At 53.6% G+C, this 25,843-nt stretch carries 20 protein-coding genes; 10 read left to right on the plus strand and 10 right to left on the minus strand.

Features of this window, described 5'->3' with window-relative positions:
- Positions 1-36: 36 nt before the first annotated feature.
- Together ACF8D4_RS22770 and ACF8D4_RS22775 are read left to right on the plus strand one after the other, a co-directional pair.
- Complete coding sequence (locus ACF8D4_RS22770) at positions 37-930, plus strand: hypothetical protein (protein WP_371873731.1); 894 nt, start codon at positions 37-39, stop codon at positions 928-930.
- A 284-nt stretch (positions 931-1,214) separates the two neighbouring features.
- A complete protein-coding gene (locus tag ACF8D4_RS22775) occupies positions 1,215-2,066 on the plus strand; it encodes a class I SAM-dependent methyltransferase (protein WP_186299497.1) in 852 nt (283 codons plus the stop codon).
- An 88-nt stretch (positions 2,067-2,154) separates the two neighbouring features.
- Here ACF8D4_RS22775 and ACF8D4_RS22780 read toward each other — a convergent pair whose 3' ends face one another.
- Positions 2,155-3,744: a M28 family metallopeptidase gene (locus ACF8D4_RS22780; RefSeq protein ID WP_392465013.1), complete on the minus strand. Its 1,590-nt coding sequence runs from the start codon at positions 3,742-3,744 to the stop codon at positions 2,155-2,157.
- 162 nt (positions 3,745-3,906) lie between these two features.
- On the opposite strand from ACF8D4_RS22780, the gene ACF8D4_RS22785 reads away from it, so the two are divergent.
- The gene (locus ACF8D4_RS22785; protein ID WP_071239039.1) at positions 3,907-4,932 is read left to right on the plus strand and encodes a GGDEF domain-containing protein; all 1,026 of its coding nucleotides are present in this window, start codon (positions 3,907-3,909) and stop codon (positions 4,930-4,932) included.
- Here the strand turns inward: ACF8D4_RS22785 and ACF8D4_RS22790 are convergent.
- Genes ACF8D4_RS22790 through pdsO form a run of 3 tightly spaced genes read right to left on the minus strand, consistent with a single transcriptional unit; the run spans position 4,924 to position 8,659 of the window.
- Entirely contained in the window at positions 4,924-5,532 is a 609-nt protein-coding gene (locus tag ACF8D4_RS22790) for a class GN sortase (protein WP_144221368.1), read from the minus strand. The two genes, ACF8D4_RS22785 and ACF8D4_RS22790, sit on opposite strands and share 9 nt — an antisense overlap.
- 32 nt (positions 5,533-5,564) lie before the next feature.
- Positions 5,565-7,877: a marine proteobacterial sortase target protein gene (locus ACF8D4_RS22795; RefSeq protein ID WP_144221361.1), complete on the minus strand. Its 2,313-nt coding sequence runs from the start codon at positions 7,875-7,877 to the stop codon at positions 5,565-5,567.
- A gap of 14 nt (positions 7,878-7,891) precedes the next feature.
- On the minus strand, positions 7,892-8,659 hold the full coding sequence (gene pdsO / locus ACF8D4_RS22800; RefSeq protein WP_144133523.1) for a sortase-associated OmpA-like protein PdsO: 768 nt from the start codon (positions 8,657-8,659) through the stop codon (positions 7,892-7,894).
- A gap of 218 nt (positions 8,660-8,877) precedes the next feature.
- Here pdsO and pdsR point away from each other — a divergent pair, with 218 nt between their 5' ends.
- The 4 genes from pdsR (at position 8,878) to ACF8D4_RS22820 (ending at position 14,477) form a co-directional block, all read left to right on the plus strand.
- Positions 8,878-9,570, plus strand: a complete 693-nt coding sequence (gene pdsR / locus ACF8D4_RS22805; protein WP_025009526.1) for a proteobacterial dedicated sortase system response regulator — start codon at positions 8,878-8,880, stop codon at positions 9,568-9,570.
- A complete protein-coding gene (gene pdsS, locus ACF8D4_RS22810) occupies positions 9,567-11,738 on the plus strand; it encodes a proteobacterial dedicated sortase system histidine kinase (RefSeq protein WP_144221360.1) in 2,172 nt (723 codons plus the stop codon). The genes pdsR and pdsS overlap by 4 nt, the downstream gene beginning before the upstream one ends.
- A 113-nt stretch (positions 11,739-11,851) precedes the next feature.
- Complete coding sequence (locus ACF8D4_RS22815) at positions 11,852-13,030, plus strand: cystathionine beta-lyase (RefSeq protein ID WP_144221359.1); 1,179 nt, start codon at positions 11,852-11,854, stop codon at positions 13,028-13,030.
- A gap of 109 nt (positions 13,031-13,139) precedes the next feature.
- Entirely contained in the window at positions 13,140-14,477 is a 1,338-nt protein-coding gene (locus ACF8D4_RS22820; protein WP_392465009.1) for an IS4 family transposase, read from the plus strand.
- A 48-nt stretch (positions 14,478-14,525) separates the two neighbouring features.
- On the opposite strand, the gene ACF8D4_RS22825 is transcribed toward ACF8D4_RS22820, so the two are convergent.
- From ACF8D4_RS22825 to yegD, 3 genes are all read right to left on the minus strand, one after another.
- The gene (locus ACF8D4_RS22825) at positions 14,526-14,723 is read right to left on the minus strand and encodes a PA3496 family putative envelope integrity protein (RefSeq protein WP_025009524.1); all 198 of its coding nucleotides are present in this window, start codon (positions 14,721-14,723) and stop codon (positions 14,526-14,528) included.
- Positions 14,724-15,054: 331 nt separating this feature from the next.
- Positions 15,055-15,543, minus strand: a complete 489-nt coding sequence (locus ACF8D4_RS22830; RefSeq protein WP_044734351.1) for a CreA family protein — start codon at positions 15,541-15,543, stop codon at positions 15,055-15,057.
- Positions 15,544-15,572: 29 nt separating this feature from the next.
- The gene (yegD, locus tag ACF8D4_RS22835) at positions 15,573-16,946 is read right to left on the minus strand and encodes a molecular chaperone (RefSeq protein WP_392465007.1); all 1,374 of its coding nucleotides are present in this window, start codon (positions 16,944-16,946) and stop codon (positions 15,573-15,575) included.
- A 360-nt stretch (positions 16,947-17,306) separates the two neighbouring features.
- Here yegD and ppk1 point away from each other — a divergent pair, with 360 nt between their 5' ends.
- Positions 17,307-19,424 (plus strand): polyphosphate kinase 1, encoded by a 2,118-nt coding sequence (gene ppk1 / locus ACF8D4_RS22840; protein WP_392465006.1) that lies wholly within the window; start codon positions 17,307-17,309, stop codon positions 19,422-19,424.
- 16 nt (positions 19,425-19,440) lie between these two features.
- Positions 19,441-20,931 carry an exopolyphosphatase gene (ppx, locus tag ACF8D4_RS22845; protein WP_392465004.1) on the plus strand — a complete coding sequence of 497 codons (1,491 nt, stop codon included), beginning with the start codon at positions 19,441-19,443 and terminating at the stop codon, positions 20,929-20,931.
- A gap of 75 nt (positions 20,932-21,006) precedes the next feature.
- Here ppx and ACF8D4_RS22850 read toward each other — a convergent pair whose 3' ends face one another.
- Positions 21,007-21,834 carry a hypothetical protein gene (locus tag ACF8D4_RS22850; protein WP_392465002.1) on the minus strand — a complete coding sequence of 276 codons (828 nt, stop codon included), beginning with the start codon at positions 21,832-21,834 and terminating at the stop codon, positions 21,007-21,009.
- A gap of 102 nt (positions 21,835-21,936) precedes the next feature.
- Here ACF8D4_RS22850 and ACF8D4_RS22855 point away from each other — a divergent pair, with 102 nt between their 5' ends.
- Positions 21,937-22,089 (plus strand): hypothetical protein, encoded by a 153-nt coding sequence (locus ACF8D4_RS22855; protein WP_392465000.1) that lies wholly within the window; start codon positions 21,937-21,939, stop codon positions 22,087-22,089.
- 3 nt (positions 22,090-22,092) lie between these two features.
- On the opposite strand, the gene ACF8D4_RS22860 is transcribed toward ACF8D4_RS22855, so the two are convergent.
- Both ACF8D4_RS22860 and ACF8D4_RS22865 read right to left on the minus strand, forming a co-directional pair.
- On the minus strand, positions 22,093-23,730 hold the full coding sequence (locus ACF8D4_RS22860) for an alkaline phosphatase (RefSeq protein WP_392464998.1): 1,638 nt from the start codon (positions 23,728-23,730) through the stop codon (positions 22,093-22,095).
- 14 nt (positions 23,731-23,744) lie between these two features.
- Entirely contained in the window at positions 23,745-25,247 is a 1,503-nt protein-coding gene (locus ACF8D4_RS22865; RefSeq protein WP_392465031.1) for an alkaline phosphatase, read from the minus strand.
- Positions 25,248-25,843: the final 596 nt, after the last annotated feature.

Genomic DNA, 25,843 nt, shown 5'->3' on the forward strand with positions numbered 1-25,843 from the left:
ACTTGGATTATCTGAGTAACGAAAAGAGATTACCCATTGTTGACACCACACTCTATTAACAATTCAGGTTTGAGACTGTCGCTGACACTCGCCCTGCTCTGCTGCACCACTACCCAAGCCCAAGCCGGCGAGTGGAGCTTGAATATTGGTGGTTTCTACTCTCAGTCCGACACCAATATGCAAGTTACCGATCCCTTGGTCGGCAATGATTTCGATCTGGATTTTGAGTCTGATCTGCAGTTGGCGGAAAACGAGTTTCTGCCTCTGTTTGAATTGGGATACCGTTTCAACGATAGGCACCACATCTATTTTGACTGGAAACAACTGCACCGCAGCGCCGAAACTCAGGCGGTCAGTCGGCCATTTCAGATCCAGATTGACGATACCGTCTATGACGTCAAGGCCGGTGGCCAGCTGGGCACCACGCTCAATATCGATATCGCCCGCATCGGCTATGGCTATGATCTGTTTCAAGGCAACGGCTATAACATAGGGGTCAGTGTAGGGCTGCATACCATGTTCATTGAAAGCAGCTTCGAAGGTTCAATCGGGGCCTGTGCCACCTCAGAGCTCAGCGGCAATATCTGCAGCGCCCAGCCCATTCCCAGACTGGTGGATGAAAGCGTTACCGCACCTTTACCGAATATTGGCCTCTTTGGTGACTATGAGCTGGCACCCGGTTGGCAATTTAATCTGCATGCCCAATATTTTTCCGTGCGCCTTGATGATCTCAAGGGCTCACTGGTCGATATCAGAGCCGGCATGAAAACCACCCTGAGTGATCGTTGGGACATCACCTTGGCCTACAACTATTACAAAGTGGATGTGGATGTGCGTCAAAGCGCATCGGACGCCGCGGTAAAAGTGGCCGACTACAACCTCTACTATAGTTTCATCGGCCCCATGTTATCGATCAGCTACCGTTTCTGAACTTGTTCTCCGCTTGACGATACAATCACGCTTTTTCCTGACGCTTTTTGCTGACCCTTTTTCCTGACGCTTTTTCCTGCCCCCTTTCCCTGACCATAGTCGCTTATTGGCAGCTCGAGTCAAAGCTGTCATCCACTATCTTTTGTCGACAATCACCAAGTATTCCTGCCCTCTCGCCTGCCAAGCCTCTCAAAAAGTGAGTTTGATAAAAATCCACTCTTGCTCACAGTCACGCATATGATAATGGTTATCATTTAATGGAGAGAATGAGGGAGGAGGCAAAGATGAGTAACAAGCTGGCAGTCACAGGGCTAAATGATCCTATCGCCCAAACACTTTTTATCCCGCTCTATATGAAGTCGTGCCAATCCAAACTGAAAGATGCCTTCTTCTCAGATCCTTGGGCCTGCGCGCTTATCGAACAATTTGATTATGACTTCTCAAGTTTTGACCAATCTGTATTGAGCTCAGTAGGGGTCGCCATCCGCGCGGGTTACTTTGACAGACTCACGACGGATATTATCGCTGCGGCGCAGTCCTGTGTTGTAGTCAACCTCGGATCCGGGCTCGATGCCCGCTTTCAGAGGGTTCAAATGCTGATGGGAAACACGATGGAAGACAAGGCCTGGTTTTACAACCTGGATCTGCCTGAAGTGATTGCCCTCAGAGAGCAGCTCCTTCCTTCGGACAGTAGTGAGACATGCATCAGTGCTTCTGTATTTGATAGCGATTGGATGGATGAACTCAATGCCCGTCATCAGGGCGCAACCTTTGTTTTTGTTGCTGAAGGCCTGCTGATGTACTTCGACAATTGTCAGGTACAACAGTTGCTTCAAGAACTGGCCAGCCGCTTTCCTGGTTGCCATATTCTATTCGACGGTATCAGTCGCTGGATGAGGGACAATTCAGATAACCACGACAGCGTAAAATATGCCGGTGCCGGTTTTAAGTTGGCACTCGACTCGCCACGGGAGATTGAGCAATGGCATGGAAAGCTAAAGGTGATTTCAGTCGCGCATTACGCCGATTTCAAAGAGTGGAAACGAGTAGGTTTCTTCAATTATCTGCTGTCCAAATACATTCCCAAATACTTCCACTCCAGTTTTCTGGTGCATGCCTGTGTCGAGCTGCCATGAAAAACAAAGGCATTCAATTAATTACGCTTTCAAGTGACAAGAAGCATGGACAGGTGTAACCCTTTTTGAGTCACACCTGCCACCAAACTCAGCGCTGATCCTGAGCCCGGCGCTTCTTGAAGTCCGAATCTTCAAGCCATTGGGGCCAGTCATTGTTATTGGCCAACCGTGCCAGAATATCGCTTATCAAGGCCAAGTCCTGCCGAACCCCATCCAGACTCCAGCTTGGGTCATAATCATCGGCTGCCTTATGATATTTGTGGGCAATATAATCCGGGTCTGTATCCCCCAAACTCATAAACAGCAAGCCGGGTACCCCTTCCTTGGCCAGAGCGAAATGATCCGAGCGGAACATCAAGCCATTTTGCGGTCGGGGATCGGCCTTGACGCTGCGTCCCTTCCCTTTGGCGGCATCATTCAAATACTGCTCCAGCTCTGACACACCCTCACCATAACGCAGGATGTAATCCACGCCTTTGCCCATATTCATGCCGTCTATATTGAGAAATGCCACCAGCTGCTTGGTGGGAACCGGAGGATTTTCGGCAAAGTACTGGGCGCCAATGAGTCCGGTTTCCTCGGCAGTAAAGGCGCTGAACAGAATCGAGCGTTTCGGGGCATCAATGCCCTTTTGCTGTTTGAAATGCTTTGCCAGTGCCAGAACACCGGCCACACCGGAGGCGTTATCCACAGCGCCGTTGAGCACCACTTCCTTGCCATCTTCAATGGTCTTTCCCAGGTGATCCCAGTGAGCGTGCATCATCAAGTATTCATTTTTGTGCTCGGTTCCAGGCAACAGGGCCGCCACATTGTGGGATTGCGCCAGTTCTATCTTGTTGTTCAAGGTCAGATTGGCCTTGAGTTTCAACGGCACCGCCTTGAAGCCTTTATTGACCGCCTGTTGCTTCAAGGTGTCAAAGTCCAGACCCGCCTGGCTGAACAGCTTCTTGGCGCTATCGTGCTGGATCCACCCCATCACGCCAACCGATGATGCGTTGTTATCTTTATCCACCAGGGTGTACTTGGTATTGGTGTTGCTGTTACGCACCACCCCCCAACCGTAAGCGGCGGGCGCAGTTTCATGCACAATAAACACGGCTTCGGCACCCTGACGGGCCGCTTCTTCATATTTATAGGTCCAGCGACCGTAATAGGTCATGGCATTGCCCTTGAATACCTGTGGATCCTGAGTGGCAAAGCCGGGATCATTGACTAGTACAATCAGGGTCTTACCACGAACATCCAGGCCTTCAAAGTCATTCCAGCCGTATTCCGGAGCATTGATACCGTAGCCGACAAATACCACCTCGCTGTCTTGCAGCTCCACCTTGGGTGTCACTCTTTGAGTGCGGGCAGTGAACTCCTCGCCGTTGCTGAAACTCATTGAGCCCAGCTTTAACTGCATATTCTGATCTGCGGTAATCCTGGCCATGGGAACGGCTTGCAGATAACTGTTGCCAAACCCTGGCTCAAGCCCCATCTCCTTGAAGGCCTCGGTAAGGTAATCCAAGGTCAGCTGTTCACCGGCCGACAGAGGCGCACGGCCTCCAAACGCGTCACTGGCAAGGGTTTTCACATCCTGGCGATAGCTGGATTCATCCAGTTCAAAGGGGGCGGCCAACGCCAGAGCGGGCGTTAACAGTGTGGCCAACAGGCCACACACAGAGGTAAATTTCACGACTTCATTCCTTGCTATTATCTATTTTGTTCAGCCATTGTAACAGCGGGGCAGCATTCGGCAATCAGCGCATCAAGGTGACATTCTGTGAGCCTTTGGATCCACAAGCGGCTTAATTTATGTCAAGCTGAATAGGTAATTGCATTGACAATGAGTTCCCCTATGGCCATGACTCTGCTTCAACAAGCCGCTCAATACCTGAAAAAAGCCTTGCCGTTGATGTTAAAACATCAGATACCGACAACGCCGGTCAACTATGCGCTCTGGTATGCCTATGTCAGCGAGCGCAACCCTGCACTCAATGCCAGCCTGGATGAAGCCGTCAGCCAGTACAACACCTGTCCGCCCTCCACGGCGGAACTCCTCTACCGTCATCATCTGGCCCCGGAAGATGAACTGGATGTCAGAGATATGCGCCAGAGTATGGAGGCGATAGCGACCGAGCTGTCTCAGTCACTCAAGGATACCAGCTGCGATGCCGACAGTTTTCGCGCCAAAATCGAGCGTAACTTTGGCCGTATCAGCCGCTTGGATCAGGACGCCATGGATCTTGAGCAAGTGATGGGCATGGTCCGAGCCCTGGTGAAAGACTCGGATGATATTCGCAGCAGCACGGATTATTTGAGCTCGCAACTGAGCAAGGCCCAGCAGGAGATAGACAGTCTGCGGCTACAGCTGCAAAACACCGAAAAAGACATATTGTTTGATGCCCTCACCGGCTGCCTTAACCGCCGTGCCTTCGATGCCGACTTCGATAGCTTGTTGAGTCAGTCGCCGAAGGGCTGCTGCCTTATTCTGGTGGATGTGGATCACTTCAAGCGTTTCAACGATGAATATGGGCATCTTTTGGGGGACCAGGTGCTCAAGGCGGTGGCCAAGCGTCTGCAGGATAGTTGCCGTGACGGCACCAAGTTGTATCGTTTCGGTGGTGAAGAGTTCGCTATTCTGGTGCCGACCAGTCAGCTGAGAGTGGCCCGCCAACTGGCCGAAGCCATGAGACGGGCACTGGAGAAGGTTAGCGTAAGAGACAGGCGCAAGGGCCAGCTCATCAGCAATATCAGCGCCTCCTTCGGGGTTGCCGAGTGGCAGCAACTGGATACCCGCCAATCCCTTACCGAACGCGCCGACACCTTGCTCTATGACGCCAAGCGTTTGGGCCGCAATCGGGTGATGCCGATATCAGGCTGAAACCGCCAGCGTTTGCAAGGCTTCTGCCTGCACCACAAATCTAAGCTCGGCGCCGCCGCTCAGGCTGTCGAAGGGATAACAGGTGATCAGCGTCAATAGCCGCTCATCACTGCCCATCAACCAACGGGTCTCAGATTCATGCACTACTGCGGTAGCACGTACTCGATAAAAATGGATCTGGCCATCCATTCCCTGCAAGCGGATCTCCTGCCCCACCCTGGCCCCGGCCAGGATCGCGAAATGGGTATCCCTGTGACCGGCAATCACGGTATTGCCTGTCTCTCCGGCGCCGGCTCCCGAAAGCATCTGCGCCGGTCCAAAGGCCAGGTTACGGCCACTGGCCCCGGCCAGCACATAGAGTGGCTCATGCTTGCCTATCCACAATTTGGCCGTGGGGTGGGTATCGGCCCAGGACCAGGGTTTGTGTGCCTGGCCGTCAGTCAGACTCTTGGCCCAGGCCTTTTCAATCAAAAACTGGGCGAACATGGCTTTGGCTTGCATATATCCTCCTTTAAACAGCATGGCCGAACCTGCCACAACCAGAACAACTATCACTATTGAGCAGATATCGCTAAAACGCCCCCTATTGACCGAGGACATAGCGCCTGCTGTCAGGGCCTGCTCAGCCTGGCTCATCGCCCAGCCCCCTCACAAGCACGGCGGCCAAAAGCCCTGGGGAAAGCCGCCAGCATCAACGCCGCCAGCAAACTTGCCAACCCCAGCAGCAACATCAGCCGGCTGTCGGTGGCGGTCTGCGGCAACTTACCCTGCCAGCCCTTGGGCGCATGACTGGCCACTTGCCCTTCCCGGGTCGCCGCGGCGTCCGGATTGACCGGGGTGACATCCACTGCCACCAGGCTGGTGTACGGACTGACCAAGTGGTACTTCAGCGACAGCGCTGTGACCTGGCGTTCAATGCGTTCACTGTTGGCAGCATCTTTGGCCAGCTCCAGCGCGGCTATCTGTTTTCTGGCCCAGATAAGATCCAGCCCTTTGGGATCAGCCTTGGCATTGAGCGCCAGCTCCTGCTGCCAGAATTGGCCATCGATAAGACCGGATACGATAACGGCCTTGTGGGCATTGCTACGCTGTTTGATGCTCACCAATACCGGCTCACCCTGATAGAGATCCGGAATTTGTGCCGGCCAGTAATCCGGCACTGTGCCGTCAGGGTAGCGCAGCGACACATCTGTGATCCTGGGAGCGGAGATTTTTTCCAGCAAGGCAACCACCTTTTGCTCCACCTCCTGCATCTTGCCAATATAGGTAAAGCTGCCACGCCCCAGCTCTGCGGCGCGCTGCATAAAGTGGGAGTTGGGGGCACTGCCTATGCCTACGGTAAACAGGCGGTTGTCGCCGAGCCTGTCTTTAATCAGTTCAAATAGCGCCTGTTCATTGCCTACGGCGCCATCCGTCATGAAAATCACTTGCCTGAGCGCCTTAATCTCACCTTGCGTGCCGACTTTATTTTGAGCGGCAAAATCATTGTTCAATGCCAACTCAAGCGCCTTGGCCATCTCGGTACCACCGTTGGCTTCCAGGGCACGAATAAACTGCTGTGCCCGACCTATATTGTGGGCCGTCGCCGGCAAAGAGTTGGCCGCCATGGTCTGCACTGCAGAATTGAATTCAACAACATTGAAACTGTCCTCCGATTTGAGACTGCTCAATGCATACAGCAATGCCTGTTTGGCCTGAACAATTGCATCTCCCCCCATGGAGCCCGAAGTATCTATCACCAGAATAAGCTCCCTGGGCAAGGGCTTGGCCACCTCTTTGCTCTGTGGAGGCATCAACATCAATAGACTGTATTCATCCCTGGCAGCTTGGCCTTCGGCCTGCGCTAAAGAAGGTGCTGGGGTATGGGTCTGGCCTTGCTGGCTGAACAGCGCCGCTGCGGGCTTGGCGCCCGGATCCGCTTGCCATTGCAACACAAAGTCGCTGTCGGCCTTGGTATTGTCTTGTTGCAGCTGCACCCGGATACGGCCATCACTCAGGGTTTGTTGGGAAATAGCATGATAAGGGGATTCCAGCGACAGCAAGGGAAAACCGGCATCCAGGATAATATCCAAACTGAGACGATTCTCCTGGCCACCGCTTTGCGCTTGGGTGCCTATAGGCTCAGAGCTCTCACTATCAGCGCCGGTGAACATCTTTTCAAGGCCCGCGGCTTCAATCACAGGGCTCAACAACCGCGCCGCCTCTTCCACGCCCTTGAAGCTTTGCAGCATGCTTTGAGGCAGATAACGGGGCGTGTAGGTCATAGGAAAGCGCAGGCTGAACTGACCATCACGGTAATCCAGTGCCTGCTGGTAGCTGAAGCTGACTTTAAGGGTTTTCCCCGGGGCCAAATTAGCCACCTGAGTGGTGAACAGGTTGGGCCGCTCCTGACTCAGTAAACTGGCGCGCTTGCCCTGAGCCTTGGCCTGCTCAAAAGTGCGCTTGGCCTCTTCCTTTGGTTGAATAACCCCCTCGATGATCCGCTCACCTATTCTCAGCTGCATGCTGTCCACCGCCGCCTCATTGGGCAGCGGGAACAGGTAACGGCCGTGGATCCACTCCTGGGTATCATTGGTGAATGACTGGGTGACGCTGACTCTGTTACTCCAGCCACTGATGCTCATGCTGACTTCGGTTGCCAGTGCCGGGGCCTGAGTGTCGCCAAAAGCGAGCACCCCGGCACCTGGCCATTGAGGATTATCAATCAGTTGAAGGGTACCTTCCTGAGCCTGGACACTTGCAGGCTCTTCGGCAAATTGGGGACCATTCTCGGCCCAGGCTTCAACCGAGCTAACCAGATTGAACACCAGCAGTGCCAGCAGGGCAAAGCCTGAAAATTGCAGGGCGTTAACGGCCCTACATAAATAAGTATCAGAATCGCTGTGACTGGCGGCGGGCATTCTCTGAAACTGCTCGTTTTCCTGCCGAGGGATATCCATATTCATTTTGTCGCTCCCTCTCAATTACCGCTTTGTTGATTGGCTGCCAGAGCAGCTCCCTGAGTCTGCAATTTCAACATGACCCGACGGTCAAAGAAGTCGCTCTCGCGGCTCTGTTTTGCACTGAGGGGAGAACTGGCACCAAAAGCCTGAGTTTGCAAACGTTCTTCGGCAACGCCTTGGCTAACCAAATAACTTTTCACCGCCTCGACCCGCTGCTCGGACAGCGTCTGGTTGTAATCAGAATTACCACGGCGATCGGCGTAACCGGTCAGATCCAACATCAGCTCAGGCGACAGGCTCATGGCATAGGCCAAATCGTCCAGCTGGCGCGCAAAGTGGGGTTCGATTTCGGCGGTGCCGGTACGAAACTGCACATTCATACCCACGATTAACTCTTCGAGCTGGTCAGCTCGGTCGCGGGAAAGCGCATTGAGGCGACTCTGGGCATCGGCGTATTGCAACGATAACTCCTTCAGCGCTCGCTGCTTCTCACTGAGACTCGCCAGTTGTTCGGTTTGCTCGGCCAGCTGTTGCTGCTGACTCTTGAGCTGCTCGTCATCGCCCACAGACTTACCCACTATGCCACCGGTGAAGGCACCGATAACCGCCCCTACAGGCCCCCCAACCACGGCGCCCAGCAGTGCGCCTGTGCCAAAACCAACCAACTCTTCGTTGTGGTCTCTCTCCTGAGTGGGTAAGTTTGGCTGGCTGTCGGCGTGCGCCAGAGAAGAAGTCAGCAACAGTGATGCCATGATCAGGGAGGCTATGGGGGTCTTTTTCATCATCTCGATTCCTTTTGTCTTGTAGAGCCTGCTGCCCAGTTGGCAGCGTTCCTCGTCGTTGAGATGATTAAACCCCATTGAAATGGCAAGTCTGGGGAGCAAAAATGGCACTTTGGCTATCAATTGTGGCAACAAAATGGCAATTGGAAGCGATCGCTTTTTTCACGGCTAAAATCCTGTATAGTCACGGCTATTCACGGCTCGGCAGGAACAAGAGGCAGATGAAACGCATTGCCATAGTGGAAGATGAAGCTGCAATAAGAGAAAACTACAAAGATGTGCTGCAATCACAGGGTTACTCTGTGCAGACTTACGCCAACCGCCCCGAGGCCATGCAGGCCTTCAACACCCGCTTACCGGATTTGGCCATTATTGACATAGGTCTGGAGCATGAAATCGATGGTGGCTTTACCTTGTGCCAGTCGCTGCGAGCGATGTCGGGCACCCTGCCGATTATTTTTCTCACCGCCAGAGACAGCGACTTCGATACGGTTTGTGGCCTGCGTCTGGGTGCCGATGACTACCTGAGCAAAGATGTCAGTTTTCCCCATTTACTGGCGCGGTTGGCGGCGCTGTTTCGCCGCTGCGAACTCGCCGGCAGCAGCGCTCCGGCCGATACCCTGATGGAGCGCGGCGCCCTCACCATAGATGCCAACCGAATTCAGGTATACTGGCAACAGCAGCCGATTGAATTGACAGTGACCGAATTCTGGATGGTGTACGCCCTGGCCAAACATCCCGGCCATGTGCGCAGCCGCACCGAATTGATGCAGGAAGCCAAGATTTATGTCGATGACAGCACCATTACCTCCCATGTAAAGCGGATCAGGCGCAAGTTTATCGCCGCCGATCCGGCCTTTGACTGTATAGATACCGTCTATGGCATGGGTTATCGCTGGGATCCCGAATCTTGAAGTTTCCCTCCTATCACCCGCCAATAGGCCTCAGAACCAAGACTCTGGTACTGTCGCTGTTTTTGCTGTGCCTGCCCTGGCTTGGCTATCAGTATGTGTGGGAGATGGAGAAATATCTGCGTCACGGCCAGGAGAAAACCCTGGAAGGAACCACTCAGGCCCTGGCTACGGCGCTACATGAAAGACCCAGGCTGTTCGACAGCCAGGCCAGTTTCCTCAATCAAGTAGAAAAGGGCCGCGATCTCTACGCCTATCCGCTCAACGGCCCCATTCAGCTGGATGGCCGCCTCAATGATTGGGAGGCCTACCGCCATCGCGCCATGACCTATGGCGAAGAGCATACCCTGATGCGCTTGAGTGACAGCCAGTCAACGCTGAGCTTTACCCATATGGTAGGTAAATATGGCGGCTACCTTTACGGCTTTTTCGAGGTAACGGATCCAAAGGTGATTTACCGCGGCCGCAACAGCCTGAGTGTGGATCGCAACGACTATCTGGCTATCGCCACCCTGGCCCCGGATGGCCGTTTTCGCCGCTACACCATAGCCAACAAGCACGATGGCTGGCTCAGCGCCTTCGAGTTGCCTGAAAATCCGGCGCTCAGCGCCCCGGTGACACCAGAGGTCCGCATTCAGGGCCAGTGGTTGAAAACCGATAAGGGTTACAATATTGAACTCAGAATGCCGCTGGAGATGGTGGGCAGTAAACTCAGTTTTGCCATTCATGATGTCAACGACAAAAAGAGCCGCAGGCTGGAAGCCATAGTTGGTACCTCGGCCACTGACCGCGCCGATAAGCTGGGGACGGTTCTGGTACCATCACCGGAAATTGAAAGTATTATCAAAGGTATGGGGCATAACAGCTCGCGGATATGGGTGGTGGATGTCCATGGCCGGGTGCTGGCCAAGTCGGGCGATATTCGCGCCGATTCCAGTGTCTGGACCCGCTCGGTCGAGGAGGAGCGGCAACCGGAAAGCTTCTTTGGCAAACTGGAACACGACTATCTACACCCCATCTACTACACAGTGCTGACCAAGCCGCCTATGGATTTTATCGACTCACTGCAGGACTCGACCGAACTCGGCGGTAGCCATATTCGCCGGGCGCTGAATGGCCAGATGGCCTCCACCTGGCGCCTGACACCGGATAACAAGGCGGTGGTGTTGGCGGCGGCCAGCCCCATCTGGATTGACGATAAGGTGATGGGCGCCGTGGTTGCCGAGGAAACCACCCATGGTATCCGTACCCTGCGTAACCGGGCACTGGAGAAGCTGTTCAATGTGATCCTGACCGTGATGGCGATGGGAACCCTGGCACTGTTTGTGTTTGCCTCCGGGATCTCCAGCCGCATTCGCAAACTCAGGGATCAGGCCGAGCGCGCCATCGACAGCCAGGGGCGGGTTCGCGACACCATTCCACCTTCAAAAGTGCGCGATGAAATTGGCGATCTGTCGCGCAGTTTTGCCAATATCGTCAACCGATTGGGGCAATATACCCACTATCTGGAAAACATGTCCTCGCGACTATCCCACGAATTGAGAACCCCGGTGGCCGTGGTGCGCAGCTCATTGGAACACTTGAGTCTGCAGCAACTGGACAAAGACACGGCCAAGTATGTCGACCGCGCCCAGGAAGGGGTCAACCGCTTGTGGCTGATCCTCGCCAACATGAGCGAAGCCACCCGGCTCGAGGAGTCCCTGTCCCAGGCCGAGATAGATGAATTCCCACTGACCAAGGTTGTGGCAGGCTGCGTCGCCGGGTATCAGATGACTTACAAGGAACAAGGTTTCGTGCTGGTGTTGCCGGATGAACCTTTGACCATGCGTGGCGTGCCTGAATATGTCGCCCAGCTGATGGATAAGCTGGTCAGCAACGCCATTGAGTTCAGCAAAGCCGATACCGATATCCACATCAGCCTCAAGGTGCAGGGCAAACAGGCCCTGCTCAGGGTGGAAAACCAAGGGCCACTGTTGCCGGAAAACATGACCGAGCAGATCTTCGAGTCCATGGTCTCAGTGCGGCCACAAACGATGCAGTCCAAACCTCATCTGGGACTGGGACTTTATATCGCCAGGCTTATCACCGCCTTCCATGGCGGCCATATCAGTGCCAGCAACCTGAGCGACGGCTCAGGTGTCGAAATTCGGGTCAGCCTGCCGCTGCTTTAAGCCGCGGACAACTTGAACAAGTCTCAAGCCCGCCGCACTGGCAATGACAAGATTCAATGTTAATATGCCTCAAAGGGGCGCTCGCCCCGCAATCACAGACAAGAGTTGCATCCATGAAGAAAGCCACCAAGCTGGTCTCGCTCGGCCGGGACAAAAAGTGGAGCAAGGGAGTGATCAATCCTCCCGTGTTTCGAGCATCAACCGTCGTATTTGACAGCATGGAACAGATGCGCCACGCCACGGCCAATCGCGCCAAAGGGGAGATGTTCTATGGCCGCCGCGGCACCCCGACTCACTTTGCCTTTCAGGCGGCCATTGCCGAACTCGAAGGTGGTGTTGGCACTGCGCTCTACCCTTCAGGCTCTGCGGCCATCAGTGGCGCCCTGCTGTCTTTTCTGAAGGCCGGTGATCACTTGCTGATGGTAGACAGTGTCTACGAGCCCACCCGGGATCTGTGCGACAAGCTGCTCAAGGGGCTGGGGATTGAAACCAGTTACTATGACCCCTTGATTGGCACCGGTATCCGCGAGCTTATCCGCCCCAATACCAAAGTGCTGTTTCTGGAATCTCCCGGCTCCATCACCATGGAAGTCCAGGATGTGCCGACCCTGTGCCGCATCGCGCATGAGCATCAATTGGTCACCATGCTGGACAACACCTGGGCCTCCCCCATCAATTGTCGCCCGTTTGAGATGGGCGTCGATATCTCGATTCAGGCCGCTACCAAGTACATAGTGGGTCACTCGGATGTGATGCTGGGTACGGCGACCGCCAATGAAGCACACTGGGATACCCTGAGGGAGAACAGCTATCTCATGGGCCAATGCACCTCTGCAGACGATATCTTTCTGGCGGCCAGGGGGCTGAGAACCCTGGGGGTGAGAATGGCGCAACATGAAAAAAATGCCCTCAAAGTGGCCAATTTCCTGGCGCAGCGCCCGGAAGTGGATCACCTGCGCCACCCGGCGTTTACCAGTTGCCCGGGGCACGAGTTTTTCCTGCGTGACTTCAGCGCCGCCAACGGCTTATTTTCCTTTGTGCTGAAAGAGGGTAACCGCCAGGCGATGACCGCCTTCGTCGAAGGGATGGAGCACTTCAAGATGGGATTTTCATGGGGTGGCTTCGAGAGCCTTATTCTGGCGATATCCGGTATAGAGAAATTGCGCACGGCAACCCAGTGGGACAGCAGCAAGCCCCTGGTGAGACTGCATATAGGTTTGGAAGATCCGGACGATTTGATTGCCGACCTCGAGCGAGCCTTCGAGCGTTATCACACCGCAATGCAGGCTTAATCAGCAAAAAGCCCGCTTGAATGCGCAACGTAGATCAGATAAGGATCGGTTGACCGATCCTTCTGATGAGAGACAATCGGAAACCTGTTTGTAGGTTTCCGATTTTTTTATGTCTATTCAAAACTACTTTGCCGACTTTCTTGAAGAGAGTCCTGTTGATGTCGCTCAGCTAACCACCTTCTCCGAGCATATTCCTGACGAGTGGATTGCTAAAGCGGTAACACTTTCCGATAAAGCGACGATTCGTCGACGTCGCTTACCGAGTGATATGGTTCTTTGGCTTATTGTTGGAATGGCGTTTTTCCGCAACGAACCGATTGCCGAAGTTGCACGGCGAATGAATGTCTGTGCCGAGGGGTTGGCTAATGAGGAGCTGTTAGCAAAAAGTGCTTTAACGCAAGCAAGGCAACGCCTTGGCAAAGCAGCCCCAGAATGGTTGTTCAGGCAATGCAGCCACAGGTGGGGGGTAGAGCGTTATCCTGAGGATACTTGGCAAGGTTTGCAGGTCTTTGCTGTGGATGGCGCGCTTTTTCGAACCGCTGACACACCGGAGCTAAGAGACCATTTTGGGTCAGGGAATACATCCAACGACAGACAGATGCCTCATCCAGTATTAAGGGTGGTGACCATGATGAATGTTCGCTCTCATGTCATTGTCGATGCCGCTATAAGCCCTTATCGTCGAGGCGAAATGCCTCTTGCTATGCCCTTTATTGACGCCTTACCGGATAATTCCGTGACCTTATTGGATAAGGGTTTTTATGGAGCAGGCTTACTTCTTTCTCTCCAAAATAGTGGTGCTAACAGACATTGGTTGTTACCGGCGAAGAAAGGGGTGAAATACACCCTGCTGGACGATGAAGAGAGTGACGACATGCGAGTCGAAATGAAAGTCTCTCCACAAGCACGCAAGAAAAATCCTAACCTACCTGAAACATGGCAAGTGAGAGCCGTGACTTATCAGGTACAAGGTAAGCCAAAAACCGTATTTACGTCTCTTCCCAGAGAGCAGTACGATGCGGGAGCAGTCGCGGCGCTTTACCACGAGCGATGGGAAATTGAATTAGGCTATCGAGACATAAAAAGTTCGATGCAACACAATGCGTTAGTGCTGAGGAGTAAGACAGTCGAACTTGTCTATCAAGAGTTATGGGGGCTGCTGCTTGGTTATAACTTGGTGAGACGAGAAGCGAGCCAAGCGGCAGTAGAGCATGGTCGAATGCCCAATGAAATCAGCTTTAAGTACGCTTGTCAGTTCATCGCAAGTCAGCTCAAAGTCATGAGCAAAGCGGTGTCACCAGGTAATACGCCGAAGCGTCTAAACAGTCTGCGAGGAGACTTGTCCATCCTTCTTATAGACAAACGCCCTAAGCCAAATCGGCCTAGGGCGGTAAAAATATCCAAGACCCGATATCCTGTTAATCACAAGGCAGCTCCACTTAAGTGAACTACGTTGCGCTTGAATGCGGGCTTTTTAAGCTTATCGCTGTTAGCGTCAGTCAAAGTCCAGCTCATCTGCCGACACTCCTACGCCCAATTCACGGGATAAGGCCATCTGCTCACGAATATCCTCTATTCGCCTGCGTGCAGCGCTTATCCGTATGTCTTTTTTACTGACCCGGTTATTGGATGTCAGTGTTCCCTCTTGGGCCGCTTCGCTCTTGCCTCTACTCACAGATTGATTAAATGACATGTTCTTCCCTTAACTTCACGCCGGTTCTCTCCAGCTGTCTCAAGAGCGCTTCCTGCTCACTTGGGGCAAAGCCGGTAACCCGGAGTTAAAAACGACACATCCGGTATTAAACACACCGGTACCCCTCACATCATGCCTTATTAAAGAGCCCGTTCCTATCGGAAAGTTCCCTTATTTTAATCCCGTTCAGGAAAAACTCAGGTGCTTGATATAAAGAAAAGATGTTTCACTAGTCAGCGCATCACCCTGGGTGTGAATTACAAGTTCTAATCCAGTAGCAACCCCAAAAAAGCCTCGATTTCGAGGCTTTTCTTTTTTATATCTTGACCTATCAGTTTACCGCCTGGGGCCTTGGCTCATAGGCATCGGTTCCCCACAGCGGCACAGTGGACAGGGCGTGCTTGTGGCTGCCGTTGGTTTCTTTGGTGGAATAGGACAGATACAGGAGTGTCTGGTGTTCACTGTCATAGATACGCCTCACCTTGAGGCTCTTGAACAAGATGCTCAAGGACTCGGTAAACACTATCTCGCCCTTCTTCCCCAGTTCGATACTGGCCAGTTGCGCCTTGGTTATCGGTCCTGTCTGGCGACAGCTGATACTCATATCCGATGGGTCGGCAAAGTCCAGATTGGCCTCTATGCGGCTGATATGACAGGTTACACCGGGCAGTTTGGGATCTGTCTTGGCATCTATGATCACATCTTTGGTGGTAAATACGCCCAGGCTGACCTTGCCCACATCATCGCCGCACCCGGCGAGCAAGCTTGTCGCCACAGTAGCGACTAAGGCTGCCAAGAGTGGCGTTTTTTTCAGTGCCATGAAGAGTCCTCTTTCAATTAAAGTGCAATTTAACGGTACAGGCGCTCGGCCCAGCGGGTCAAGCCGGCCACCACTGAGCCGAAGTGATCGCCACTGACCAAAGCCACATCCGGGAAACGCGCGCGGATCTGCTCGGTAATATACGGGCTCTTGGCGCTGCCACCTGTGAGATAAATGACATCCGGCTGACATCCCCCTTCCGCCAAAGCCTGGGTGATGAGCTTGTGCACCGTTTCGAGCGATTCATCGATGGCGGCCACAAAGGTGGCGGCATCGACATTAACAGTCAAGGGCTGCGGTTTGGGCGCTTCGACAAAACCTATATCCATAGCGGCTTGCTTACTGTCGCTCAGGGCGATTTTAAGCTGCTCGGCACTGCGCACCAAACGATAACCCAGCTGATCTTTTTGCACCTTCAATAAGCGCGCAAGTTTCGCCTGCTCTTTGGCATCCCGCTGCAGCTCTTCAATCAACTTGCGACTACTCAAGGCAGAGAACTCCCGCTGGGCACTGACATCGTTGACGGCGACCGCGTTCCAGAAGGGTTGCCTTGGCATAGGCTTACCTGTGATCAGCGCACTGCCGAGCCCCAAGTGCGGCATAAAACCGGCCATAGCCAGAGCGATATCCAGATCGTTGCCCCCTACCCTTTGACCACTGTGGCCCAGGCAGTCGTCACTGCGATCTTTCTTGTCCTTAAGCTCGGGCCCCATGCGCACAAAAGAGCAATCGCTGGTACCACCGCCAATATCCACCACCAGCACCCGCTGCTCCCGGGTGAGTGTCGACTCAAACTCAAGGGCAGCCGCCATAGGCTCATACAGAAAAGCCACATCGGTGAACCCGGCGCGCCGGGCCCCCAGAGTCAAAATGGCCTCGGCTTGCTTGTTGCTCTGCTCGCCGCCAATGCCCTGAAAGTTAACCGGTCGCCCTATCACCACCTGGGAAATCGCCTGTTTCAGGCTCTGCTGCGCCCGGGTATGAATTTCCTGCATCATCAGGGTGACGATATCTTCAAACAGTGCCATCTGATTGCTGAGCAGGCCCGAAGCGCCGAGGAAGGACTTGGGCGAGCGAACATAGAAGCCCTCTTCCGGCATTTCCATATAGGTTTCAATCGCCTGATTGCCGATGAATACCGCTTGCTCGTTGGCAAGCAAATCCAGCTCCAGGCGCGCCGTTCGGGCGCGACTCAGCTCGGCGGCGCGTTTGGGTTTGAAATCAGCCTGGGCCGCCAAAGGCAAGCGCTGCAGCACAGATTCGGAAATGAGTTCCCGCTCCATGGCATAAATGGTCGACGGCATATAGTTGCCATCCTCGGCCAGAGGCAAGAGCCGAGTCTGGCCCTCCTCCATCACGCCAATGGCGCAGTTGGCACTGCCATAGTCAAAACCTGCAAACATTCCGTCCTCCTGCTTTCGCGGGCTCTATGTGATCTCGATGCTGCTTTCTAGACAAAGCCCCCGAAAGCTGCGTCCACCGACCGAGAAAAAAGAGCGCAACATAACATAAGCCGCATGCAAAGCCCATTGAACAACGGCGATTTATCGACCTCTTCGAACCCTTAGTGATGATTTAGAGGGGACTTAATGGAGACTTGTCATGCTCTGGACATAAATTCACTCTAGTTTGAACCAGCCGGGCCACCGGATCCCAATGTGGGCCAAGGACTCATAACCCCAGGCCTTTATTCACTGATTACAAGCGGATATCGGAGTGTTATTGTATATCTGCCGGGCTTTCTCTATGCCCGGATTCTGCTAATGAGGAGTCTTAGCGTGTTACCGTCCGTCGAAAAATTTTCTCTGGATAAGGAGCTTTCCTGGCTGTCTTTCAATGAAAGAGTCTTGCAGGAAGCGGCCGATCCTCTGGTGCCTCTGGTGGAACGGGTTCGCTTTTTGGGCATATTCTCCAACAACATGGATGAGTTCTTCCGGGTCAGGGTTGCTGCGGTGCGCCGCTCGATTCTGTTATCCACCCTGCAGGAAGGCCGTAATTCCAGCCGCCATTTGATGGCCAAGATCCAAACCAAGGTATTGATACTGCAAGAGCGTTTCGACACTATCTACGGCGAGTTGATGCGAGAGCTGGCCAGACACAGCATCTTTCTTATCAATGAGAAACAGTTGAGTGATTTTCACAGCCAGTGGCTGAAAAAGCATTTCAAGGATCATCTCAAACGCCATATCGCACCGCTGATCCTCAGCAATCGCTCCGAGCTGTTTAAACAGATCAACGATGACACCACTTATCTGGCGGTGTGCCTCTACAGCCGGGAAAAGCGTCAGTACGCCCTGGTGGAAGTGCCCACCAAGAATGTGCCACGTTTCATCCAACTTCCGGCAGAAACCTCGAAGCGCCGCAAACATTTGATCTTACTTGATAACATAATCAGGCACTGTGTCGATGAGCTATTCGCCCCCTTCTTCGAATATGAAGAGATTGAAGTCTTCTCCATGAAGCTGACCCGCGATGCCGACTTCGATCTCACTGATGAGCTGGAACAGAGCCAACTGGAAAAGCTCACCAAGGGCCTGAAAAAGCGCCTCACCGCCGAGCCGGTGCGTCTGGTGTATGACAAAGAGATGCCGGAGCATATGCTGAGTATGCTTACGGCGCAGCTGAATATCTCCAATACCGAGTGCCTTATCCCCGGCGGCCGTTACCACAGTTTCAAGGACTTTATCGGCTTTCCCAATCCGGGACGCAAATACCTGGAAAACGACAAGCTTCCGGCACTGGACTCCGCCGGATTCAGTGTCTGCGCCAACAAGTTTGACGCCATTCGCCGCGGCGATATCATACTTTATTACCCCTATCACAAGTTTTCCCACTTTACCGAGCTGGTGCGCCAGGCGGCCTATGATCCTGCCGTCAAGTTCATCAAAATCAGCCTCTATCGGGTGGCGAGAAAGTCCCATATCATCCAGTCGCTGATAGATGCGGTGAAAAACGGCAAACAGGTCACCACAGTGATTGAACTCAGGGCCCGTTTCGATGAGCAGGCCAATATCGAATGGAGCCGGGTGCTGGCCGAGGCCGGTGTCAAGGTGCACCATGGGATCCCAAGCTTGAAGGTCCATGCCAAGATGTGCCTTATCGGCCGCGAGGAAGCCGGTGCAATGCGCCTCTATGGCCACATTGGCTCGGGCAACTTCAACGAGGGCACGGCCAGGGTGTATACCGACCTTTCACTGTTTACCGCCAATCAGGAAATTACCGCCGAGATAGAACAGGTATTTGAGTTGATTGAGCACCCCTACAGACGGGATAACTTCCAACACCTGATAGTCTCCCCCTATGATGCACGCCAGAAGCTGACCGGCCTTATCGAGCAAGAGATCATCAATGCCCAGAGCGGCATCAAGGCCGCCATCACCCTCAAGCTCAATAATCTGGTGGATGAGGCGATGATCCAAAAGCTGTACGAGGCTTCCAGCGCCGGCGTCAAAATCCGTCTGCTTATTCGCGGCATGTGCGCACTTATTCCCGATATTCCCGGGATCAGCAACAATATTGAGGTCTTCAGCATAGTGGACCGATTCCTCGAGCACTCGCGGGTGATGCTGTTCCACTCAGGCGGCGAAAACAAACTCTTTCTCTGCTCCGCCGACTGGATGGGGCGTAATATCGATAACCGTATCGAAGTCAGCACCCCAGTATATGATCCCGGCTTGAAGCAGATGATCCTCGACACCCTGGCGCTGCAATTTGCCGACAACATCAAGGCGCGAGTGATCAACAAAGATCAATCCAACCCCTACCGTAAGCGGGGCAACAAGCGTAAGGTAAGATCCCAGATAGCCATACATCAGTATCTGGGCAACTACGAAAAACAGCGGCAACTGGATCTGGCCAAGCCCCAGGAACCGACGCAATAACAAAATGAGGACCACCTTGACTGCAACACCCAAGCATTTTGTCGCCGTGGATATGGGCTCCAACAGCTTTCATCTGGTGATAGCCCGCGAGCAGGATGGCAGCATTCAGATCCTGCATAAAGAGAAACGTCTGGTACAGTTGGCCGAGGGGCTGGATCAGGACAACAGGCTGGATAATGACGCCATAGCGCGCGGTCTCGCCTGCCTCAAGGATTTCAACCTCAGGTTTTCCACTCTGGATCAGGCCAGAGTCAGACTGGTGGCCACCCACACTCTGAGAGTCGCCCGCAATCGTGAGGCCTTTATCGAGGCGGCCAGGGCCATTATGCCCTACCCGGTCGAAGTGGTATCCGGCCATGAAGAGGCGCGCCTTATCTACAAGGGCATAGCCCACAGCCAGGAGCTGGCAGAGCGCAACCTCATCATAGATATCGGCGGAGGGTCAACAGAGGTGGTGCTTGGCCACAAGACTCAGGCGCAGATACTCTCCAGCCTGCGCTGTGGCTGCGTCAGTTACAACCAGAAATACTTTGTCGACGGCAAACTGACGCTGGAGAACTTTCGCGCCGCCCAGGCTGCGGCCGATAAACAGTTTGCCTCACTGGCCAAGGAATATTTCAGCGGCCAGTGGGACCTCACTCTCGGCAGCTCAGGCAGTGTCAAAGCCATCTGTGAAGCGATGCAGCACTTCTTCAACGATGAAACCATCACTCTGCCCAGGCTCAAGCAATTGAAACAGCAGTTGCTGGACTGGGGGCATGTGGATCAAATTGAACTACCGCAGGTGGACAGCAAACGTGCGCCTTTGCTACCGGCGGGGCTGGCTATCCTGATCAGCTTCTTCAAGAGGCTGCCGGTCACCGAGTTGCAGTTTGCGCAAGGGGCTCTGCGCGAAGGCGTACTTTACGAACTTGCTGGGATCAGCCAATTCGGTGATGTCAGCGGCCGCACTGTCGAGAGCATGGCCAAACTCTATCATGTGGACTTGAACCATGCCGCCAAGGTGGCCACTTCCGCCAAACAGCTATTCGATGCCGTGGCCGACTGTTGGCAACTCGAGCACTGGCGCTCCCTGCTGGAACATGCGGTGAAACTGCATGAGATAGGGATCCATATCAACTCCCGCGCTCACCACAAACACGGCGCCTACATCATAGCCCATAGCGATCTGCCCGGTTTCAGCCAAGAGCAGCAACAGCTGCTGGCACTGCTGATTGGCAACCAGCGCAAGAAACCCAACCTGGAGGCGCTGGCACAACTGGAGCCCGCTCAGAAATTACGCCTCATCCGCCTAATGGCGCTGCTGCGGCTCGCCGTGTTGCTGAATCTTGGCCGTATCGCCCGCAGCTTGAAAATCACCCGGGTAAAACCCACGGCAACAGGGATGCAGATAAGCCTGCCCGAGCCGCGTCAACGCATCAGCCTGTTTGCCAAAGACCTGCAGCGGGAGCAAAAGCAGCTCGCCCAGTTGGGTTTTGAGCTGCAGATAAGTTATGCCGATAACTAACGTCCTGTGACTAGGCCCTTGTTATATCGGTAACTGTGGTTAATCAGTGGCTGGGGTTAATCAATGACTATGATGTCAGTGGCTGTGATGCCCGCCTTCAAGCTGCTGACCATCTGCCGAGTAGAAGCCTGAGCTGCCATGTTGAATAAAGCCCTGGGTGATCATCTTGGCAATAAAAGGGTCTGACTCACTGTCGCCCACATCGGCAAAATCGAGGTCCTGGAAACCTGAGGTAAGCCGCTTGAAACCCTCCTGGCTCACAGGCGTCAGTTTGCTGAGCCGATAAACAATACGCTGCTCACCTTGAGTGATGGTCATCTCGGCCGGCAGTTCCAGCTCGCTTATCCAGCTCAATTGCATAGACTGCGGCTCGTGACCGGCGCTTTTGTTCGCGTGACTATGGTTTTCTTCATGACCTTCGTCATGACTATGATTTTCCTCATGACTTTCTTCATGACTCTTGCTCTTAAAAGAATAGCTCTGACGGGTGAAGCAGCTATCCTGCAGGCTTTGGCCCTTTTCAAATTGACTCAAGGCAGCAGGCGATATCAGGTGAAACTGCCTATCGAGATCGGTGTGAATATTCAGCGCCAAGAGATCGCCGCGGCGATAGCTGATAGAGCGTTTCTCCTGGGGGAAATAACGCACATACTCGCCATTTTTATGCCAAGCCTCGTAGCTGACAGGGCTGCGTTGATAGATGATGGTATCGTCAAAGCGCGTCAAGGTCAGTTGCTGCTGCCTGGCCTGCTCACCGCTGCCAACAGTGATCTGATAGCTGGCTTGAAAACGGCCGGGTTTGGCGGCACAAACATTAGCATTATCGCCAATTGAGCCGCCCGCTTTAACATGGGCTTGCTCCTGGCTGCCAGGCTGGTTGCTGACAGACAAAGTATTGGCCATGGCAAACTGCCCCAGCGAAGCTGTGATCCCCAAAGCGAGTGAAAACGTAAGTGGATGACAAAAAACGCGAGGGGCGGTGCAAAGAGCTATGCGAGGAGCGATATGAAGCGCTACGCGGTGAAAAAAGGGAAACGCTGGCTTGAATGTTACTCGGGACATAATAAACCTACTGATATTACTCTAAAACCAAAGAAGCAGCCTGACACCCTGCCTGAAACTAGGGGCAAGCAGGGGCATCAGGCTGCGAAACGCTAAACCTTATTGCGCCGCGGCGGCCTCGGCCTTATTGACCAAATCACCGGCAAAGTTCATCACATGGAAGATGTGGTTCTGCTCAACCGTACCCTGGACCAAGCTGGCACCCGGGCCGCGAGCGAAGATGGCCACATCTTCACCGGCATGGGTTTCACTTGCCAGCGGCACCAATGCCTCCTGATGGAACCCCACACTCTGGGTGTCTATGTAATTCAGATCCACCCGACCAGGCTCGGCGGCATAGTTGTAACGCTCATCGCCACCGGTCGCCAGCGAGCCAAAGCCCAGGCCATTGGCATAACCAACCGTGGTATAAGGCATGCCGTTGGCATCGGTAGAGTTGGTGACCGATGGCTGACCGCTGGCATCGTTACTCTTCACCAGTCCCAGGATAGGATTACCTCGGGTCGGATAGCCGGCGATGGTGAACACATGGCTGTGGTCGGCGGTAACCATCAGCAAGGTGTCATTGGCCGAAGTCTTCTCCATGGCGACACGTACCGCCTCAGATAAGGCTATGGTGTCGTACAGAGCTCGGGCCGCATTACCGGCATGGTGAGCGTGGTCGATACGACCGGCTTCAACTATCAGAACAAAGCCTTTGTCGTTCTTTTTCAGAATATCGATACTCTTGGCCGTCATCTCTGCCAGAGAAGGCTCGCCGGTGACTCCGGCCTCCACTCTGTCGTAGTCATATTCCATGTGAGAGGAGTTAAACAGCCCCAGCGCATGCTCTGTGGTGCCGCTATCCATCGCCAGGAAGCTGTCACGGTCGGTAACGTAACTGGCGTTGGGATACTGAGACAACCACTCGGCGGTCAGATCGCGACCATCGTTACGCTTACCCGCTTTGCCTTCAGGATCGATAGTGGTGTTGGGAATAAAGGCGCGGCGACCACCGCCCATAACCACATTGATCCCTTTGCCGTTATTGAAGTCCAGCATCTGGGCGGCAATGTCTTTACAGCCGTTGCTGACGGCTTCGGCCGGCAAGTTGCTGTCCGCTTCCCAGTCGCGATCCGGCACATGGGCATAAGTGGCAGCCGGGGTAGCGTGAGTGATACGTGCGGTCGAAACCACACCGGTAGCCATACCCGCCATGGCGGCCAGTTCCAGCGAAGTCACCAGGTTTTGACCGCTGGTGGAGGAACAGACACCGCGCTCGACACCTTCAGCCTGTGAGATCACGCCAACGTCCGTCTTCACCCCGGTGACCATGGCCGTCATGGTGCCGGCCGAATCCGGGGTTTGACCATCGACATTATATGTCTTGGCCAGGCCAAGATAAGGCAGAGTCTCAAAGGAGAGTGAGTTTTCCTCTCCGGTCTGCCCCTTAAGCTGACCATCGAGGATCCGCGCAGCCGTCACAGTTGAAACGCCCATGCCATCGCCGACAAACAAGATGATGTTTTTCGCCGCACCCGCCTGGGTGTTATTGCTCATATTGGACGCCTTGGTGACGCGGTTTTGACCATCGACATACCATTGATTAACGGCGGTCCAGTCTTTTCCGTCACTGCCGTTGCTTCCATCCGTGCCCGGAGTGCCTGCGGTGCCGTCCTTGCCGTTGTCACCGTCACTTCCACAGGCCGCCAAGCCGAGAATCGCGGCCAAAGACAGTACCAGTAATTTCTTATTCATTTCCTTGCTCCCAATTAATACTTAGTACCGCCAAGCTCTTGGGCTTGATTGATAATGTGGAAAATCACGTTCTGCTCCATTACACCCTGCACCAGGTTGGCGCCGGGGCCTGTGGCGTGCAGACTGATGTCTTCACCGGCGTGGGTTTCACTTCCCATAGGAATCAGAGCTTGTTGCATAAAGTCTTTGTCTTGAGTGTCCACTGAGGTCAGGTCGTCACGGTTCCCCACAACTGCGCCCGGGCCATTGGTATAACCCAAGGTGGTGTATGGCTTACCATCAAGGGCAGTAGAAAGGTTTCCATCTACGCCGTGCACCAGACCAAGAATGGGGTTACCCCGCTTCGGATAACCTGCGATGGTGAACACGTGGCTGTGGTCGGCGGTGACCAGAATGAGCGTCTCTTCCGGGTTGGTGTTTTCGACCGCCGCCTTAACGGCGTTGGAGAGTTCCACCGCATCGGCCAGGGCGCGCTTGGCGTTACCGGCGTGGTGACCATGGTCGATACGACCCGACTCGACAATCAGCAGATAGCCCTTGTCGTTCTTCTGCAAAATCTCGAGAGATTTTGCTGTCATCTCAGTCAATGAAGGTTCGCCGCCCACATCATCGGCGCGGTCCGCTTCATATTCCATATGGGAGGAGTTGAACAAGCCCAGCAGGTGATCTGTAGTGCCGGCATCTATGGCATCAAACTCTGCGCTATTCCATACAAAGGCGGCGTTGTCCAGGTTGTCGACCCAAGCCTTGGTCAAGTCCAGGCCATCCTTACGCTGCCCTTTCTTGTTCTCGCCATCAGTCACTGTTTCAGGGATAAAGGCGCGGCGACCTCCGCCCAGGGCGACTGACAGGGCATTGTCTTTATCGCGCATCACCATCTGGTAGGCGATATCTTTACACTCGTTGGCTACCGCCTCGGCAGGCAGGTTGGCGTCAGATTCCCAGTCGCGCTCCGGGCTATGGGCATAGGTTGCTGCCGGAGTGGCGTGGGTGATACGTGCAGTGCTCACCACACCGGTAGATAAGCCTTTGGCATTGGCCAGATCCACCAGAGTCACCAGCTCATTGCCTTTGGATGACAGGCAGTTGCCACGAAGGCTCTGTTCGGATACCGAAATCACCCCCGCTTTGGACTTTACCCCGGTCGCAATGGCCGTCATGGTGCCTGCACTGTCCGGTGTTTGCTGGTTGGTGTTATAGGTCTTGATCAATGCGGTATGGTCAAACTTCTCAAAACTCAGGAAGTTCTCTTCACCACCCTGGTTACCGGCCAGCTGCTGCCCTTGGTAGATACGCGCAGCAGTCAAGGTGGAGATCCCCATACCGTCACCGACAAACAAAATGACGTTTTTGGCTTTTGCTTTTGATTCTAATGTAGCCTTGTCTGACACCCGCTGGGCGCTTTCCTTATACCAATGGCTGTCAGTTTGAACACTGGGTAACACGGCGCTGTTGGCCGCCATGGTTACCAGGCTGCAAGAGATCAACGCAGCTAATCTATTTTTCATCACTTTCATCATCCGTATTGGGTTGAAGTAAATTGTTCGCTATTAAAAATAAAGCGGCCTGATTGTCAGGGATCCAGATGACAGATTTGATTAATCAAGATTGCAGTTATGTGAAGCTCTGCGTTTAAACGACACAACTCAAAGGAAAAGCTGGCTTTTTGGCCAAGAAACCTGAATGGGGATTGGATAGGAAATATGTCAAAGGAGACACTTGTTTGTTCTGACTATCGAAAAACAGTGGTCGCAGCCACCAGACCATAGCTTGAATATCCACCAGATAAGCGCTAAAAAAAGCTCAGGAAAACTATGATAGAAGAGCCATTTGGTTCTTATGTGTTTGTCACCGACTGGTTGCAACTGTTTGGCAATTTGGGGAAAACAATGACAGAGCAAGCACTTAACCAACACTAAAACCTGTTGGATCCCACAAAGGCACCCTCTTCAAATATATAAAAATATGTCTTATTTATCAGTGTATTAATAGATTTCATCATTAGAAAACATTTCACAAAAGCATTTCAATTCGTTATTTCAGGCATTAAGGCAAATCAGGCAAGCAACTCGTCATTTTAGGCAAACTTACTCGGCATCCCCTACCTATACTG

The sequence above is a fragment of the Shewanella sp. YQ_9 genome (assembly GCF_043103185.1).
In the GTDB taxonomy this organism is placed as follows: domain Bacteria; phylum Pseudomonadota; class Gammaproteobacteria; order Enterobacterales; family Shewanellaceae; genus Shewanella; species Shewanella algae.